General features: G+C 73.9%; 14 protein-coding genes. 9 read left to right on the forward strand and 5 right to left on the reverse strand.

Going from position 1 to position 14,628, the window contains the following annotated elements; translation table 11 throughout:
* Nucleotides 1–153: 153 nt before the first annotated feature.
* On the forward strand, nucleotides 154–1,011 hold the full coding sequence (locus ACZ5XZ_RS13085; RefSeq protein ID WP_468977181.1) for an SDR family oxidoreductase: 858 nt from the start codon (nucleotides 154–156) through the stop codon (nucleotides 1,009–1,011).
* Here the strand turns inward: ACZ5XZ_RS13085 and ACZ5XZ_RS13090 are convergent.
* Nucleotides 990–1,364 (reverse strand): DUF3995 domain-containing protein, encoded by a 375-nt coding sequence (locus ACZ5XZ_RS13090; protein WP_468977183.1) that lies wholly within the window; start codon nucleotides 1,362–1,364, stop codon nucleotides 990–992. The genes ACZ5XZ_RS13085 and ACZ5XZ_RS13090 overlap by 22 nt on opposite strands.
* Nucleotides 1,365–1,484: 120 nt before the next feature.
* Between ACZ5XZ_RS13090 and ACZ5XZ_RS13095 the strand changes: the two genes are divergently transcribed.
* The gene (locus ACZ5XZ_RS13095; RefSeq protein ID WP_468977185.1) at nucleotides 1,485–2,411 is read left to right on the forward strand and encodes an aminoglycoside phosphotransferase family protein; all 927 of its coding nucleotides are present in this window, start codon (nucleotides 1,485–1,487) and stop codon (nucleotides 2,409–2,411) included.
* A 19-nt stretch (nucleotides 2,412–2,430) separates the two neighbouring features.
* Here the strand turns inward: ACZ5XZ_RS13095 and ACZ5XZ_RS13100 are convergent, their stop codons facing one another.
* Complete coding sequence (locus ACZ5XZ_RS13100; RefSeq protein WP_468977186.1) at nucleotides 2,431–2,898, reverse strand: DUF3574 domain-containing protein; 468 nt, start codon at nucleotides 2,896–2,898, stop codon at nucleotides 2,431–2,433.
* A 128-nt stretch (nucleotides 2,899–3,026) separates the two neighbouring features.
* Complete coding sequence (locus ACZ5XZ_RS13105) at nucleotides 3,027–4,838, reverse strand: bifunctional metallophosphatase/5'-nucleotidase (protein ID WP_468977188.1); 1,812 nt, start codon at nucleotides 4,836–4,838, stop codon at nucleotides 3,027–3,029.
* A gap of 175 nt (nucleotides 4,839–5,013) precedes the next feature.
* Between ACZ5XZ_RS13105 and mshD the strand changes: the two genes are divergently transcribed.
* On the forward strand, nucleotides 5,014–5,931 hold the full coding sequence (gene mshD / locus ACZ5XZ_RS13110) for a mycothiol synthase (RefSeq protein ID WP_468977476.1): 918 nt from the start codon (nucleotides 5,014–5,016) through the stop codon (nucleotides 5,929–5,931).
* A 71-nt stretch (nucleotides 5,932–6,002) separates the two neighbouring features.
* Here the strand turns inward: mshD and ACZ5XZ_RS13115 are convergent, their stop codons facing one another.
* Nucleotides 6,003–6,599, reverse strand: a complete 597-nt coding sequence (locus ACZ5XZ_RS13115) for a GNAT family N-acetyltransferase (protein ID WP_468977190.1) — start codon at nucleotides 6,597–6,599, stop codon at nucleotides 6,003–6,005.
* A gap of 104 nt (nucleotides 6,600–6,703) precedes the next feature.
* Here ACZ5XZ_RS13115 and ACZ5XZ_RS13120 point away from each other — a divergent pair, with 104 nt between their 5' ends.
* The 5 genes from ACZ5XZ_RS13120 to ACZ5XZ_RS13140 all read left to right on the forward strand — a co-directional run bounded on the left by ACZ5XZ_RS13120 (nucleotide 6,704) and on the right by ACZ5XZ_RS13140 (nucleotide 13,113).
* Nucleotides 6,704–7,801: an ATP-binding cassette domain-containing protein gene (locus ACZ5XZ_RS13120; protein ID WP_468977191.1), complete on the forward strand. Its 1,098-nt coding sequence runs from the start codon at nucleotides 6,704–6,706 to the stop codon at nucleotides 7,799–7,801.
* Nucleotides 7,798–8,880 carry an ABC transporter permease gene (locus ACZ5XZ_RS13125; protein WP_468977192.1) on the forward strand — a complete coding sequence of 361 codons (1,083 nt, stop codon included), beginning with the start codon at nucleotides 7,798–7,800 and terminating at the stop codon, nucleotides 8,878–8,880. Before ACZ5XZ_RS13120 ends, ACZ5XZ_RS13125 begins: the two co-directional genes overlap by 4 nt.
* A gap of 281 nt (nucleotides 8,881–9,161) precedes the next feature.
* Nucleotides 9,162–11,444, forward strand: a complete 2,283-nt coding sequence (locus ACZ5XZ_RS13130; protein WP_468977194.1) for an RNA degradosome polyphosphate kinase — start codon at nucleotides 9,162–9,164, stop codon at nucleotides 11,442–11,444.
* Nucleotides 11,407–12,681 (forward strand): CHAD domain-containing protein, encoded by a 1,275-nt coding sequence (locus ACZ5XZ_RS13135; protein ID WP_468977195.1) that lies wholly within the window; start codon nucleotides 11,407–11,409, stop codon nucleotides 12,679–12,681. Before ACZ5XZ_RS13130 ends, ACZ5XZ_RS13135 begins: the two co-directional genes overlap by 38 nt.
* Before the next feature lie 12 nt (nucleotides 12,682–12,693).
* The gene (locus tag ACZ5XZ_RS13140; protein WP_468977197.1) at nucleotides 12,694–13,113 is read left to right on the forward strand and encodes an NUDIX hydrolase; all 420 of its coding nucleotides are present in this window, start codon (nucleotides 12,694–12,696) and stop codon (nucleotides 13,111–13,113) included.
* Nucleotides 13,114–13,164: 51 nt separating this feature from the next.
* Here ACZ5XZ_RS13140 and ACZ5XZ_RS13145 read toward each other — a convergent pair whose 3' ends face one another.
* A complete protein-coding gene (locus tag ACZ5XZ_RS13145) occupies nucleotides 13,165–13,743 on the reverse strand; it encodes a helix-turn-helix domain-containing protein (RefSeq protein WP_468977198.1) in 579 nt (192 codons plus the stop codon).
* Between the two features lie 115 nt (nucleotides 13,744–13,858).
* On the opposite strand from ACZ5XZ_RS13145, the gene def reads away from it, so the two are divergent.
* The gene (gene def / locus ACZ5XZ_RS13150; protein WP_468977200.1) at nucleotides 13,859–14,521 is read left to right on the forward strand and encodes a peptide deformylase; all 663 of its coding nucleotides are present in this window, start codon (nucleotides 13,859–13,861) and stop codon (nucleotides 14,519–14,521) included.
* Nucleotides 14,522–14,628 lie beyond the last annotated feature (107 nt).

Raw genomic sequence — 14,628 nt, forward strand, 5'->3', positions numbered from 1 at the left:
GGGTAAGCCGGAAAAGTGAGGGTTGTCCACTCGGTCTTGGCAAAAAAATGCCGCGCCCGCCGAGCGGAGCTGAACTACCGTCACTCCTCTTGCCCGACCGCGGAACCGGCCGTGTCACACGGCCGAATTCGCCTTTCTCCGAAGGTGGTCCCCATGATCGTGGTAACCGGAGCGACCGGCAATATCGGCCGCTGCCTCGTCGACCGGCTCCTCGCGGAAGGCGCCGCGGTACGCGCGCTGACCCGCGACCCGGAGCGCGCCGCGCTGCCGGCCGCGGCGGAGGTGGTCCGCGCCGACCTCACCGGCACCGACGACCTCGCACCGCTCCTCGACGGTGCCGACGCGCTCTTCCTCAACCTCGCGGCCGGTGGTGACGGGGCGGCGGCCGGCCTGATCGACGCCGCCGCCAAGGCCGGCGTCCGCCGTATCGTCCTCAACTCCTCGATGGGGGTGACCGACACCCCCGCCGACGAGACCCACTTCATCTCCCGTCTGCACGCCGCCCTGGAGCGTGCGGTGCGCGACTCCGGCCTGGAGTGGACCTTCGTCCGCGGCGCCAACTACGCCACCAACACCCTCGCCTGGGCCGCGTCGATCCGTGAGTCCGGTGTGGTGCGCGATGCCCACCCGGGCGCCCGGGGCGTGCCCGTCCACGAGGCCGACCTCGCCGATGTCGCCGCCGTCGCCCTCCTGGACCGCACCGGCGCCCATCTGGGCCGGGTCTACCCGGTCACCGGCCCCGAGCCGATGACCGTCGCCGAGCAGGTCGCCGAGATCGGCCGGGCCATCGGGCGCGAGATACGCATCGAGCAGATCTCGCAGGACGCGGCCGCCGAGGCGATGTCCGGCCCGCACCTGCCGAAGGAGGCCGCCCGGGAACTCGTCCGGATGTTCGGCGCGACCGTCGACGCCCCGCCCTTCGCCCCCTCCGACGCCGTCGCACGCGTCACCGGCCACCCGGCCCGCACCTTCGCCCAGTGGGCGAGGGATCACGCCGCCGACTTCTCCTGAGCGGTCCGCAGTCCCCGCTGGTAGCGCAGCACCAGCGGCAGCATCACCACCGCGCCCACGAAGAAGTACGTATTGATCGCCATCGTCGTCCAGAATTCCCCGGACGCGGCGTCGATCGACTGCTGCGACAGCCTCAGCAGGCCGTACGGGGTGAGCCCGGTGGCCGTCGTGACGTTCTCGACGAGCCCCGGCACGCCCCGTACGGCCAGCAGCACCGTCCCGCCCCACAACGGCAGCCGCACCATCCCCACCGGAAGCCGCCGCCCCCACGGCCGTACCGTCGCCGGCGCGAGCGCCGCACCGACCGCCGACATCACCGTGATCAGCCCGTCGTAGGCGAGAAACACCCACACCGGCCCGGCGTCCTCCTCCTTCGGGCGCCTCCGGCTCCCCCGCGAGGCGGAGCCGCCCAGGGCCCTTCACCGGGTGAAAACCCTTTGCCGCCCGGGCACTTCCCGCCCTACCGTCCGCGCATGCTGCCTCGTGTGGAAACGGACGACGAGTGGGACGCGATCGTCCCCGACGAAGCGGTGATGCGGCCGGGGGCCGCCGAGCTCTGCAAGCGGCTGGGGCTGTTGGACGCGCCCCTGGACCGCTTCCCCACCGGCTCGCAGCCGGTGTACTCCGTCGGGGACCGGTATGTGCTCAAGCTCTTCCCCGCCGCCAGTGCCGACGACGGCATCGCCGAGGCCCGCGTCCTCGCCCACCTCCAGGGGCGGCTCCCCGTGCCCACGCCCTACCTCCACGACTCCGGCGAGTACGTCAACGGCTGGCGCTATGTGCTGATGTCCCGGCTGCGCGGCACCGACCTGGCCGTCGCCTGGTCCCGCATCCCCCGCGCCGACCAGGACCGCATCGCCACCGAGGCCGGCGAGACCCTCGCCGCCCTGCACGCCCTGGACCCCGCACCGCTCACCGACGTCCTGGGCCCGGGAGACTGGGGCGCCTTCCTCGGCCGCCGGCGCGCCGCGGCCGTCGACCAGCAGCGCTCCCGCGGACTGGCGGAGCCCTGGCTGGAGCAGATCCCCGACTTCCTCGACTCCGTGGCGCTGCCCGCGCTGCCGCCCGCCGCCCTCCTGCACACCGAGTTCATGCGCCGGCACCTGACGGTCGAGGAGCCCGACGACTGGCGGCTGACCGGGCTCCTGGACTTCGAGCCCGCCATGATCGGGCACCGCGCCTACGACTTCGTCGCCGTGGGCCTGTTCGTCTCCCGCGCCGATCCCCGCCTGCTGTCCCGCGTCTTCGGCGCCTACGGCACCACCTTCGCGCCCCGCGAGCTGCTGGCCTACACGCTGCTGCACGTCCACAGCAATCTCCCCTGGTACCTGCGCGAACTGCCCGCCCCGCCCGAGGCGACCCTGGAGTCGCTGGCACAGCGGTGGTTCGGGACGGGGTGAGCCGCCCGGGAGCGGCGGCTCAGAAGTCCACCAGGGCCCGGTCGTCGACGCGGGCCACCGACTCCTGGCCGAAGCGCTGGGTGTAGGCGGTGCGGATGCCTTCGATCGCGGGGTCGTGCCGGCGGGCCTGCGAGGTGGGGTAGAAGAGGGTGAGCTCGTAGGAGCGCTCGCGTTCGATGGTGCCGTGGGCGTCGCGGTACTGGCCCCGGCCCACCTGGACGGTGAGGCCGTCGGGGAAGTGCGGGGTGACGAACCGGTCGACGAAGGCGCGGAACTGCCGGTCGGTGACCGCGGGACCGCCGTCGGGGCGGGCGGTGCCGAAGAACAGGCTGGTCTCGATGTACGGGCTGCCGTGGGCGGGCAGCGGCGGCTGCGAGGCGGGGGCGCGGCCCGGGGCCACGGCGGGAGCCGCGGCGGGGGACGCGGCGCCGAGCAGCACGGTGGACAGGGCCAGTACGGCCAGTCGCGCACGGGCGTGCTGGGACATCGTGCGCGGGGAACGCGACGTGGGCAGGGAACGCAAAGGGGCTTCCTCTCGTGGGACCGGCCGAGCGAGGTGCTCGGCCGGATAACGACAGGAAGCCCCTGGGAGCTACTGCGGGCCGTGGCCGACGGCTACTTCACCACGGTGATCCGGTCCGCCTTGGGCGGGGTGAGGGGCCGCTCCGGCGAGGAGTGGGCGGTCAGGTAGCCGGTGAAGGCGTCGAGGTCGGAGGGGCCGACGTACTTGTTCCGGCCGTCCTTGAAGGCGGGGAAGCCGTCGCCGCCGCCGGCCAGGAACTCGTTCATGGCGACGCGGTAGGTCTTGGCGGGGTCGAGGGCGGCCCCGTTCAGCTTGACGGAGTCCTTGACGACGCGGTCGGCGCCCTTCTTGGTCATGTCCAGGGTGTAGGTCAGGCCGTCGGAGACCTGAAGGATCTTGGGGGAGGCCTCGTTGGGGCCGCTGACCTGCTGCTGGAGAGCGGTCAGCAGCTGGGCGCCGGTGAGGTCGACGACGTTCGTCATGTTGGTGAAGGGCTGGACGGTGAACGCCTCGCCGTAGGTGACCGTGCCGTCGCCCTCCGAGCCGGACGCCTTGAAGGCGAGGTCGGAGCGGATGCCGCCGGGGTTCATCAGGGCGAGCTGGGCGCCGCCCTTGTCGGCCGCCTTGGTGGCTTCGAGCTGGGCGTCGGCGATGACGTCGCCGAGCGGGGACTCGGGGGCGTTGGCGCCGCGGCCGGCTATGTCGGCGGAGATGTGTCCCACCGGGCGGCCCGCGACCGGGGCGGCCAGCTTGTTCCAGCGGGCGATCAGGGACGTCATGTCCGCGGCCTTGGGCTGGGTGCGGTCGACGACGTGGTTGACCGCGCCGGGGGCCTTGACGCTGGTGCGCACGATGTCGCGGGTGCGGCGGTCGTACGTCAGCGTGGTGTCGGTGTAGAGCTTGCCGTAGGACGCGGCGGAGGTGACGGTGCGCGGCCGGCCGGAGGGGTCGGGGATGGTGCAGGCGTAGGCCTGGTGGGTGTGGCCGGTGACCAGGGCGTCGACCTTGGGGGTGACGTGCTTGGCGATCTCGGTGATCGGCCCGGAGATGCCGTCGCCCGGTCCGGGGCTGTCGCACTTGTAGTTGTAGGAGGTGGAGGCGGGCATGCCGCCTTCGTGGATGAGGGCCACGATCGCCTTGACGCCCTGCTTGTTCAGCACCTTGGCGTACTTGTTGATCGTTTCGACCTCGTCGTGGAACTTCAGGCCCTTGATGCCGTCGGCGTTGACGATGTCGGGGGTGCCCTCCAGCGTCACCCCGATGAAGCCGATCTTGACGCCCTTGCGCTGCCAGACGCTGTACGGCTTGAGCAGCGGCCTGCCGGTCGTCTCGTCCGTGACGTTGGCGGTCAGGTACGGGAAGCCGGCGCCCTGGAACTTCTCGCCGGCCTCGTAGCAGCCGTCCTTCGGGTGGCAGCCGCCCTTCTGCAGGCGGGTCAACTCCGCGCGGCCCTCGTCGAATTCGTGGTTGCCGACGGAGGTGACGTCCAGGCCCAGCCTGTTCATGGCCTCGATGGTCGGTTCGTCGTGGAACAGCCCGGACAGCAGCGGGCTGGCGCCGACCATGTCGCCGGCCGCCGCGGTGACCGAGTAGGGGTGGCCCTTGCGGGCCGTCCGCAGGGACTGGGCCAGGTACTCGACGCCGCCGGCCGGGACGGCCTTCTTGGTGCCGTCCGGCTGGAGCTCCTCGACCGTGCCGGAGGAGCCCTGCGGCGGTTCGAGGTTGCCGTGGAAGTCGTTGAAGGAGAGCAGCTGTACGTCGACGGTGCGGCCGGAGCGCTCCGCCGGGCCGGTGTCGGCGCCGGCCGGCAGGGCGGTGGCGGCGAGGCCCGCCGCGGCGGCCAGGGCGGCGGCGCCGATCGTCAATCTGCTTACGGTGCGGCGCCGTTGCGGTGTCGCTGGCATGGATTCCCCTCCTGGATGTACCTGAGCGGACGGCAGCATACGGTTGACGCGCGTAGCGCAACAGGGGGTGCCGGGTTACGGCCTGGTTGCCGGGGCGCGGCGGGAGAGTGGGTGGCGCCCCTGCGGGGCCCCGGCCGAGACGTACGCTTCAGACATGACTGACGCTGCACAGGAGATGGGACGGACCGGCCGCCGGATCCAGGTGGTCGACGAGCTCGCGCCGGAAGGGGCCGCGGCCGTCCTCGAGCTGATCGAGCGGGCCGCGCGCACGGACGGGCAGCCCGCCGTGTCCGAGCAGGGACGGCTGCAGCTGCGGGGCGGTCCGCGCGCGGGCGTGCGGCATGTGCTGGTGTACGCGCGCGGGGACGAGGCCGAGGAGCTGGTGGCGTACGGGCAGCTGGAGGACACCGACCCGGTGGAGGCGCCGGCCGCCGAGCTGGTGGTGCACCCCGGGTTCCGCGGTCGCGGGCACGGCCGGGCGCTGGGCGGCGAGCTGCTGGAGCAGTCCGGGCGCCGGCTGCGGGTCTGGGCCCACGGCGGGCATCCGGCCGCCCGGCACCTGGCCCAGACGCTGGGGCTGACGATGTTCCGGGAGCTGCGGCAGATGCGGCGTTCGCTGGCGGATCTGGAGCTGGCCGAGCCGGTGCTCCCCGAGGGGGTGTCGGTGCGGACGTTCCAGCCGGGCACGGACGACGCGGCCTGGCTGGAGGTGAACGCGGAGGCGTTCGCGCACCACCCGGAGCAGGGCTCGCTGGCCCAGCGCGACCTGGACGACCGCAAGGGCGAGGCGTGGTTCGACCCGAAGGGCTTCTTCCTGGCGGAGAAGGGCGGCCGGCTGGTCGGCTTCCACTGGACCAAGGTGCACGCCGACGAGGGTCTCGGCGAGGTCTATGTGCTCGGGGTGCGGCCCGGGGCCCAGGGCGGCGGCCTGGGCAAGGCGCTGACCTCGGTCGGGCTGCGGCATCTGGCGGGGCAGGGGCTGCCGACGGCGATGCTCTACGTCGACGCGGACAACGTGGCGGCGGTGTCGGTGTACGAGCGGATGGGGTTCGTCACGCACGAGACGGATCTGATGTACCGCTCGGAGACGTGACGGGCGCGAGGACGTTCAGCGGCGGCGGGGCGGGCCACGACGGGCCGGCCCCGCTCGTCGTTTCGACGCTCTCAGTCCCGCTGGGCCCGCCACTCGCGCGCCAGCATCGCGTAGACCACCTCGTCGGTCCACACGCCGTCGAGGAACTCGTTCTCCCGCAGATGGCCCTCGCGGCGCATCCCCAGCCGTTCCAGTACCCGGGCCGAGGCGGTGTTCCGGCCGTCCAACTCGGCCTGGACGCGGTGCAGTCCCAGCTCCTCGAAGCCCAGCTTCAGCAGTGCCCGGCCGGCTTCGGTGGCGTAACCCCGCCCGGAGTGGTCGGGGTTGAAGACATAGCCGATGCCGCCCTGGCGGTGCTCGCGGCTGGTCCAGGCGAAGGTGACGTCGCCGACCAGGGTGCCCGTCTCGCGGACGACGGCGGCGAGCTGGAGGATGTCGCCGGAGTCGCGCAGCGTGGTGCGGGCGGACTTGGCGGCGACGGATTCCCGGGACCCGGCCTCGTCGAGGGGGCCCCAGTAGAGGTACCGGCAGACCTCGGGGCGCCGTTGGTAGGCGTGGATCGCGGCGAAGTCGTCGGCGGTGACGGGGCGCAGATCCAGTCGTGCGGTGCGGATCGGGTAGTCGGGGATGTACGGCAGCGGCGTGGGCGGTTTCGAAGGTATGGGCACGCGGTCAGCGTAGGCGGCGAGGTTGACAGGTGCAGCCCACTTCCCGCACGCTTCCACTACTTCATTAGTGGAATGGGGCGGGGATGGGGCAGGGGGCTCGGGGGATGGCGATACGGCCGGTGGACGGCCACGAGGCGACCGGCCGCACCACGGGCCGTACCGCCGTCGAGGCGATCGGCCTGGGCAGGCGCCACCGCCGTCGCTGGGCACTGCGCGACTGCACCTTCCGGCTGCCGGCCGGCCGCATCTGCGCACTGCTCGGCCCGCCCGGCGCTGGCAAGACCACCCTGCTCTCGCTCGCGTCCGGGCTGGTCCGCCCCACCGAGGGCACGGTGCGGATCGGCGGCGCGAGCGGGTCCGGCTCGGCCGGCCGCGCCAAGGTCGCGTGGGTGGCCCAAGGCGGGCCGCTCTACCCCCGGTTGACGGTCGCCGAGACGCTGCGGCTGGGCCGCGAACTCACCCCGGGGCACTGGAGCGAGCAGCGCGCCGAGCGGATCGCGCGGGCCGGCCGCCTGCCCCTGGACGCCCGCGTCGGCGCCCTCTCCGCCGGACAGGGCGTCCGCCTCGCGCTCACCCTCGCCCTCGCCCGGCAGCCCGAAGTCCTGCTGCTCGACGACCTGCCGGCGCACGCCGACCCGCTCGTACGGCACCAGGTCGCCGCGCTGCTGCTGGCCCAGGCCGCCGAGTACGGCACCACCGTCGTGCTGACCTCGCCTCCGCCCGCCGAAGTGGACGGGGTCTGCGACCACCTGCTGGTGCTGGGCGGTGGTCGGGTCCGGCTCGCGGGCGCGACCGAGGACGTCGTCGGGGCGCACGCCCTGGTGATGGGCGAGCGCCGGGGCGAGGGGCTGCCGCCCCAGATCGCCGCGCACCCGGTCGTCGACGCGCAGCTGTCGGGGCGTCACTTCACCGCGGTCGTACGGCCCAAGGGCGCGCTCGCCGCCGGGCCGTGGGAGGTGGCGCAGCCGTCCGTCGAGGAGCTGCTGCTCGGCTGTCTGCGGGCCCCCGACCCGCCCGCGGCGAGCGCGCCGGGCGGGGAGCCGGCCGCTGCGCGGCCGCGCCGCTTCCCCGGCGGCACACCCGGGCACCGGCCCGGCATCCCGGGTATGCCGCGCAACGCGGCACCCGGCCGGCCCGGCCCGCCGGGCGGCGCACCACGCATCGGCCACGACCAGCACAGCGGCAAGGGAGCGGCGGCATGACCGGCACCACGGCACACCTCACGGCAGACGGGCAGGGACCCGGCGCGGGCGGCGCCGGCCGCGGCGACGGGCCGGGCGGTCCGGCCGGCCGCCGGACGGCGGGCGGGATCTCCCCCCTGCGCGGCCTGCCCTGGCTGGTCTGGCGACAGCACCGCCTGGCCCTGGGCGTCCTGCTCGCCGGATCGGCCGCCGCCGCGGTCTGGGGCGCGGTGCTGCGCGGCCGGATGGCCGGGTTCGTCGACGCCCACCAGATCGCGGGCTGCTCGCTGATCTCCCTGGTCCCGCGCTGCGAGGGCACCCAGGAGGCGGTCGGCGCCTTCCGCGCGGCCTACCACCCGTCCCTCCAGCTCGCCGAGCTGGGGCTGATGCTGCTGCCCGCGCTGATCGGCGCGTTCCTGGGCGCGCCGCTGATCGCCCGCGAGCTGGAGGCCGGCACCCACCAGCTCGTCCTGACCCAGTCGGTCGGCCCGCTGCGCTGGCTCGCGGCGAAGCTCGCGGTGCCCGCGCTGGTCGTGCTCACCGCGACCTCGGGGCTCTCGGCGGTCTTCGCCTGGCTCTGGCAGGTCGGCGGCGACGAGGTCTCCGGCTCCTACTGGTACTCCACCCTCGGTTTTGACTCGCTCGGCCCGATACCCGTCGCCTACGCCCTGCTGGGCCTGGCGGCCGGGACGCTGGCCGGTCTGCTGCTGCGCCGTACGGTCGCGTCGATGGCCCTCACGCTGACCGCCATGATCGTGCTGCAGTCCGCGTTCACGCTGCTCAGGCCGCATCTGATGCCGGTCACCACGACCTCGTTCGGGCGCGAGGAGGCGGTCCGGGCGCCGGACGACAGCTGGGTCCTGGGGGAGGGGTACACCACCCGCTCCGGCGCCCGGCTGACCGCGGAGGAGATGGGATGCCGGCCCGACGGCGACTACGGCGGCTGCCTGCGCGAGCACGAGGTGACCGGCCGGTTCCTGGACCAGCATCCGGTGGGGCACCACTGGCCGCTGGCGTGGATCGAGGCCGGGCTCGTGCTGGCGCTGGCGGTGGCCCTGACCGCGCTCGCCTTCCGGGTGATGCGCCGCCGGCACGGCTGAAGCCGGCGGCCGGGCCCTCCCGCCCCGGCGGCCCGGCGGCTATCTTGGCGTCCCCGAGGAGGGCGGGAAGGCGCCGGCAGGCGGCACCCGGGCCGGTGCCCGCCCCCGCCCGTGGCACCCCGCTTGCCTGTCCGCCATATCCGCGTTACCAGTGATTCAATGTTGCTTGCGAGCATCGCTGAATGCAGCCCGCTGTGCCGAACGTCCCCAACCCGAGGCTCCGTCTCGCGCCGCCTCCTCCTGACGCGCCTGGAACCCCGGGGACGCGGAAGAATAAGGCCATGAACCAGCAGCCCAGCGCTCAGGCCCAGGTCCAGCCCGAGATGCCGACCGCCAAGCCCCGCGAGGCCCCGGCCCCCTCGGCCCAGCCGTCCGTGGGCTCCATCGCCGCGCACCGCCCGAACGCGGTCCGCGGGACGGTGCCGGGCCTGGAACCGGACCTGGACGCCGATCCGGACGCGTACGAGGACCAGGGCGTGGTGGGCGCCGACGGCGAGGAGCTGCCGAGCGGCCGCTTCCTGGACCGCGAGCGCAGCTGGCTGGCGTTCAACGAGCGGGTGCTCGAACTGGCCGAGGACCCGGGCACCCCCCTCCTCGAACGGGCTAACTTCCTGGCGATCTTCGCCAGCAACCTCGACGAGTTCTTCATGGTCCGCGTCGCCGGGCTCAAGCGGCGGATAGCCACGGGCGTGGCCACCCGCTCCGCGTCGGGCCTGCAGCCCCGCGAGGTGCTGGAGCAGATCTGGACGCGCTCGCGCGAACTCATGGCCCGGCACGCCGCCTGCTACCAGCAGGACATCGCCCCCGAGCTCGCCGAACGGGGCATCCATCTGATCCGCTGGCCGGAGCTGACCGAGAAGGAGCAGGCCCGCCTGTTCACCCTCTTCCGCCAGCAGATCTTCCCGGTGCTCACCCCACTGGCGGTGGACCCCGCACACCCCTTCCCCTACATCTCCGGCCTCTCGCTGAACCTCGCCGTCGTCGTGCGCAACCCCGTCAGCGGCCACGACCACTTCGCGCGGGTCAAGGTGCCGCCGCTGCTCTCCCGCTTCCTGGAGGCCTCCCCGCAGCGCTACGTCCCCATCGAGGACGTCATCGCCGCCCACCTGGAGGAGCTGTTCCCGGGCATGGAGGTGCGCGCGCACCACATGTTCCGGGTCACCCGCAACGAGGACCTGGAGGTGGAGGAGGACGACGCGGAGAACCTCCTCCAGGCGCTGGAGAAGGAGCTGATGCGGCGGCGCTTCGGACCGCCGGTCCGCCTGGAGGTCGAGGAGTCCATCGACCCGGCCGTGCTCGACCTGCTGGTCCAGGAACTGAAGATCTCCGACGCCGAGGTCTACCCGCTTCCCGGCCCGCTGGACCTGACCGGCCTGTTCGGGATAGGAGCGCTGGACCGGCCCGAGCTGAAGTACCCCAAGTTCGTCGCCGGCACCCACCGCGACCTCGCCGAGGTGGAGTCCGCCTCGGCCCCCGACATCTTCGCGGCGCTGCGCGTGCGCGACGTCCTCCTGCACCACCCCTACGACTCCTTCTCCACCTCCGTGCAGTCCTTCCTGGAGCAGGCCGCCGCCGACCCCGACGTCCTGGCGATCAAGCAGACGCTCTACCGCACCTCCGGGGACTCGCCGATCGTCGACGCCCTGATAGACGCCGCCGAGTCCGGCAAGCAGGTCCTCGTCCTGGTCGAGATCAAGGCCCGGTTCGACGAGCAGGCCAACATCAAGTGGGCGCGGAAGCTGGAGGAGGCCGGCTGCCATGTCGTCTACGGCCTGGTCGGCCTCAAGACCCACTGCAAGCTCTCCCTGGTCGTCCGCCAGGAAGGCGAGATGCTGCGCCGCTACTCCCATGTGGGGACCGGCAACTACCACCCCAAGACGGCCCGGCTGTACGAGGACCTCGGCCTGCTGACCGCCGACCCGCAGGTCGGCGCGGACCTCTCCGACCTCTTCAACCGGCTCTCCGGCTACTCCCGCCGCGAGACCTACCGCCGGCTCCTGGTCGCCCCCAAGTCCCTGCGCGACGGCCTGGTCCAGCGCATCAACAAGGAGGCCGCGCACCACCGCGCGGGCCGCCCCGCCTACGTCCGCATCAAGGTCAACTCGATGGTCGACGAGGCCGTCATCGACGCCCTCTACCGTGCCTCGCAGGCGGGCGTACCGGTCGACATCTGGGTGCGCGGCATCTGCGCGCTGCGCCCGGGAGTCACCGGCCTGAGCGAGAACATCCGCGTCCGCAGCATCCTCGGCCGCTTCCTGGAGCACTCCCGGGTCTTCGTCTTCGGCAACGGCGGCGAGCCCGAGGTGTGGCTGGGCAGCGCCGACATGATGCACCGGAACCTGGACCGGCGGATCGAGGCGCTGGTGCGGGTGGCCGACCCGGCCCACCGCGCCTCCCTCAACCGGCTGCTGGAGACCGGGACGGCGGACTCCACGTCCTCCTGGCACCTGGGCCCGGACGGCGACTGGAACCGGCGCGCGGTGGACGCGGACGGCGCGCCGCTGCGCAACGTACAGGAAATGCTCATTGACGCCCGGAGGCGCCGGCGTGGCCCAGCGACATGACCAGCCGATCGGGGGGCCGGCCGGTCTCCTCGGTGCCGGATACGAGCCCGGCGGGGCGCCCGGAGCCCGTGCCGCGGTGGTGGACGGGCCGTACGGCGCCGACACCGAGGCCTCCGGTGCCGCCCCCGGCGCCGACTCCGCCCTCGGCGCCGGCCCGGCCGGGACCGCCGAGGAGGTGCTCGCCGGCTATCTGCACCGGCAGTCCGCGGAGTTCCTGCGCAGTCTGCGGCTGCACCGCGAGAGCGGCCCGGACGCCGAGGGCGCCGGCGAGGCCGCCCGCCAGCTGCGCCGCGCCGCCCGCCGGATCAGCGCCACCCTGCACACCTTCCGGCCGCTGACCGAGGAGGCCTGGGCCGACCAACTCCTGGCCGAACTGGGCTGGTTGTCCGGCACCCTCGCCCGCGAGCAGGCCTGCGAGGCCCGCCGCGAGCGGCTGATGGCGGCGCTTACGCGGCTGACGGGCCGGGGGGAACGGCCCGAGCGGCCCGCACGCGGCGAACGGGGCGGCCGGGGCGAACGCGGCAAGCGCACCGACCGGGCGGCCGCGGGACCACGCCCCGCACCCTCCGCATCGTCCGGCACCTCCCCGGAGGCGTCGGCCGCCGCTCCCTCCGCCGAGGCGGATCCCGACGCCGCGCTGTCGGCCGGTGCCGCGCGGGCCGGGGCGCTGCTGGACCGCCAGCTCACCCTCGCCCGCACCCGCGCCCACTCCGCCGCGCTGCAGGCGCTGGGCTCCTCCCGCTTCCACGCCGTCGCCGACTCCGTCGCGGTGCTCGCCTCCGAGGCCCCGCTGGCCCGTACGGCCGCGGAGCTGCCGGCCGCCGAGGCGCTGCCGCCGCTCGCCGAGCAGGCGCACCGGCGGCTGACCGAGGCGGTCGCGGCGCTGCCGCTGTCGCGTGCCGGGTACCCGTACAACGCCGAGGCGCTGACCGCCGACCACCGCCAGGACGCGCCCTGGCACCAGGTCCGGCTCCTGGTGCGGCTGAGCCGCTACGCCCAGGAGGTGCTCGCGCCGGAGCGCGCCGATCCCCGGCTCCTGGAGGCCGCCCGGGCACTGGAGCGCCACCGCGACGCCGCGGAGGCCGCCGCCGCTGCCGCCGCCGCGGCCCGCACCCCCCGCATCGCCCCCGTCACGGCCTATGCCCTGGGGGTGCTGCACGCCGATCAGCGCCATCAGGTGGAGGCGGCCCGGTTCGCGTTCGGCCGGGTGTGGCTGTCCAGGGCGCCCAGGGGCTGAGGGGGTGGGGAGGTGACCGTCCCTCAGAAGCCGGTGCGCGCCGCCGGCTGCGTGCTGTGGCGCCGCGCGGCGTCCGAGGACGGGCTGGAGATCGGCCTCGTCCACCGCCCCAAGTACGACGACTGGTCGCACCCCAAGGGCAAGCTCAAGCGCGGCGAGGACGCGCTGGCCGGCGCGGTGCGCGAAGTGGCGGAGGAGACGGGGATGGACTGCCGCCTCGGCGCCCCGCTGCCGACCACCAGCTACCTCGCCGGCAGCCGCCCCAAGCGGGTCCGCTACTGGGCCGCCGAGGCCGTCGCCGGCGCCTTCACCCCGAACGCCGAGGTCGACCGCCTGGCCTGGCTCCCGCCCACCGAGGCCCGCGCCCGCCTCACCCACGAACGCGACCGGCCGCTGGTGGACGCGCTGTTGGCGTCCTTGCATCTGGCCTGAGTCCGCGGCTTCGGGCGTCTCCTTGAGCGGACACCCGGCCCCGACGACGCCTCAGGCCCCGTCCTCCTCGCCCCGAGCGTGGGGAAGCAGCGGGAACAGCCGGGTGATCAGAGCTACCGGGAGGGCGGCGTCGGGGCGGGCCAGGGGGCGTTGTTCGCGGTCGCGGTAGGGGGCGAGCGCTCGTCGGATCGTCTCCGCGACCCGGCTCATCTCCTCGGGGGTCAGGTAGGCGACGGCGCTGAAGGCTTCGTCGTGGCGCCACTCGGGCGGTGCCGCGTCCCGCTGTGTCAGCCAGCGCTGCCAGCTCTCGTCCTCCAGCCCGCGGGCCAGGTCGCCGAACTGGTCCTCGGCGGGGACGTCGGCGGCGGGGGTGGGCCGCCGCAGGCGCCAGGGGCGGGCGCGGCCTCCGCTGCGCGGGGCCTCTTCGAGGTATCCGTGGCGGGCGAGTTGGCGCAGGTGGAAGGAGCACAGGCCGGAGCTGTAGCCCAGCCGGGAGGCGGCTTCGGTCGCGGTGACGGTGCCGACTTCGGCGAGCAGGTCCAGCAGGGCCGCGCGGACCTCGTGCTCGCGCAATCCCTCGCCCGTGCCGCCGGTCCGGCCGTCCGGAGTGGTGAGGTCGTCTTCAGTCACTTTGCAAATTCTGCTACTTTGCAAAGGCCTTGGCAAGCACTTGTCCTGGCCGAAGGTATCGGGTCGCGGTGACCTCCGCGGCCGCTGTGGCATGCGTGAAACAGGGGAGACAGCTGTGCCTTTTCGTCGTGAGCGGTCCCGTCCCGTCGACCGGCGGGTCCGTCTGCAGGGCCGTCCCGTCGACGCGTACCCGGCGCTGCCGCCGGAGGCGGAGCGGGGCTCGGTGCGCCGTGTCACGGTCGTCGGCGAGGAGGTCCTCGCCCGCCCGTGCCGGGAGGTGACCGAGTTCGGGACGCCGGAGCTGTCGGCGTTGATCGACGACATGTTCGTGACGATGCACGTGGCCACCGGTGCCGGTCTGGCCGCCAACCAAGTGGGCGTCGACCTGCGGCTGTTCGTGTACGACTGCCCGGACGACGAGGGCATCCGGCACGTCGGCCACCTCATCAACCCGGTGCTGGAACTGCCCGACCCGGGCAGCCGCCGGCTCATCGACGACTCCGAGGGCTGCCTGTCCGTGCCCGGCGCCACCATGTCGGTCCCCCGTACCGATCGTGCCGTCGTCCGCGGGTTCGACAAGGACGGCAACCCCCACGTCATCGAGGGGACGGGCTACTTCGCCCGGTGCCTGCAGCACGAGACCGATCACCTCGTCGGCCACACCTACCTCGACCGGCTCTCCAAGGCGGACCGCAAGGACGCGCTGCGGCAGATGGAGGACCGCCGGGAGGACGTCTTCGCGCGGCGCGCCGAGAAGGCCGCCGGCCTGGGGCGGTGAGGCGCGGCGGTTCCCCGCAGGGGCCCGGGGGGGGGGGGGGGGGGGGGGGGGGGGGGGGGGGGTGGTGCGGGGACGCACAGAAGGGGGGCGTCCGGGATGGAGGGGAG

It is taken from the genome of Streptomyces sp. NPDC033270 (genome assembly GCF_055576575.1).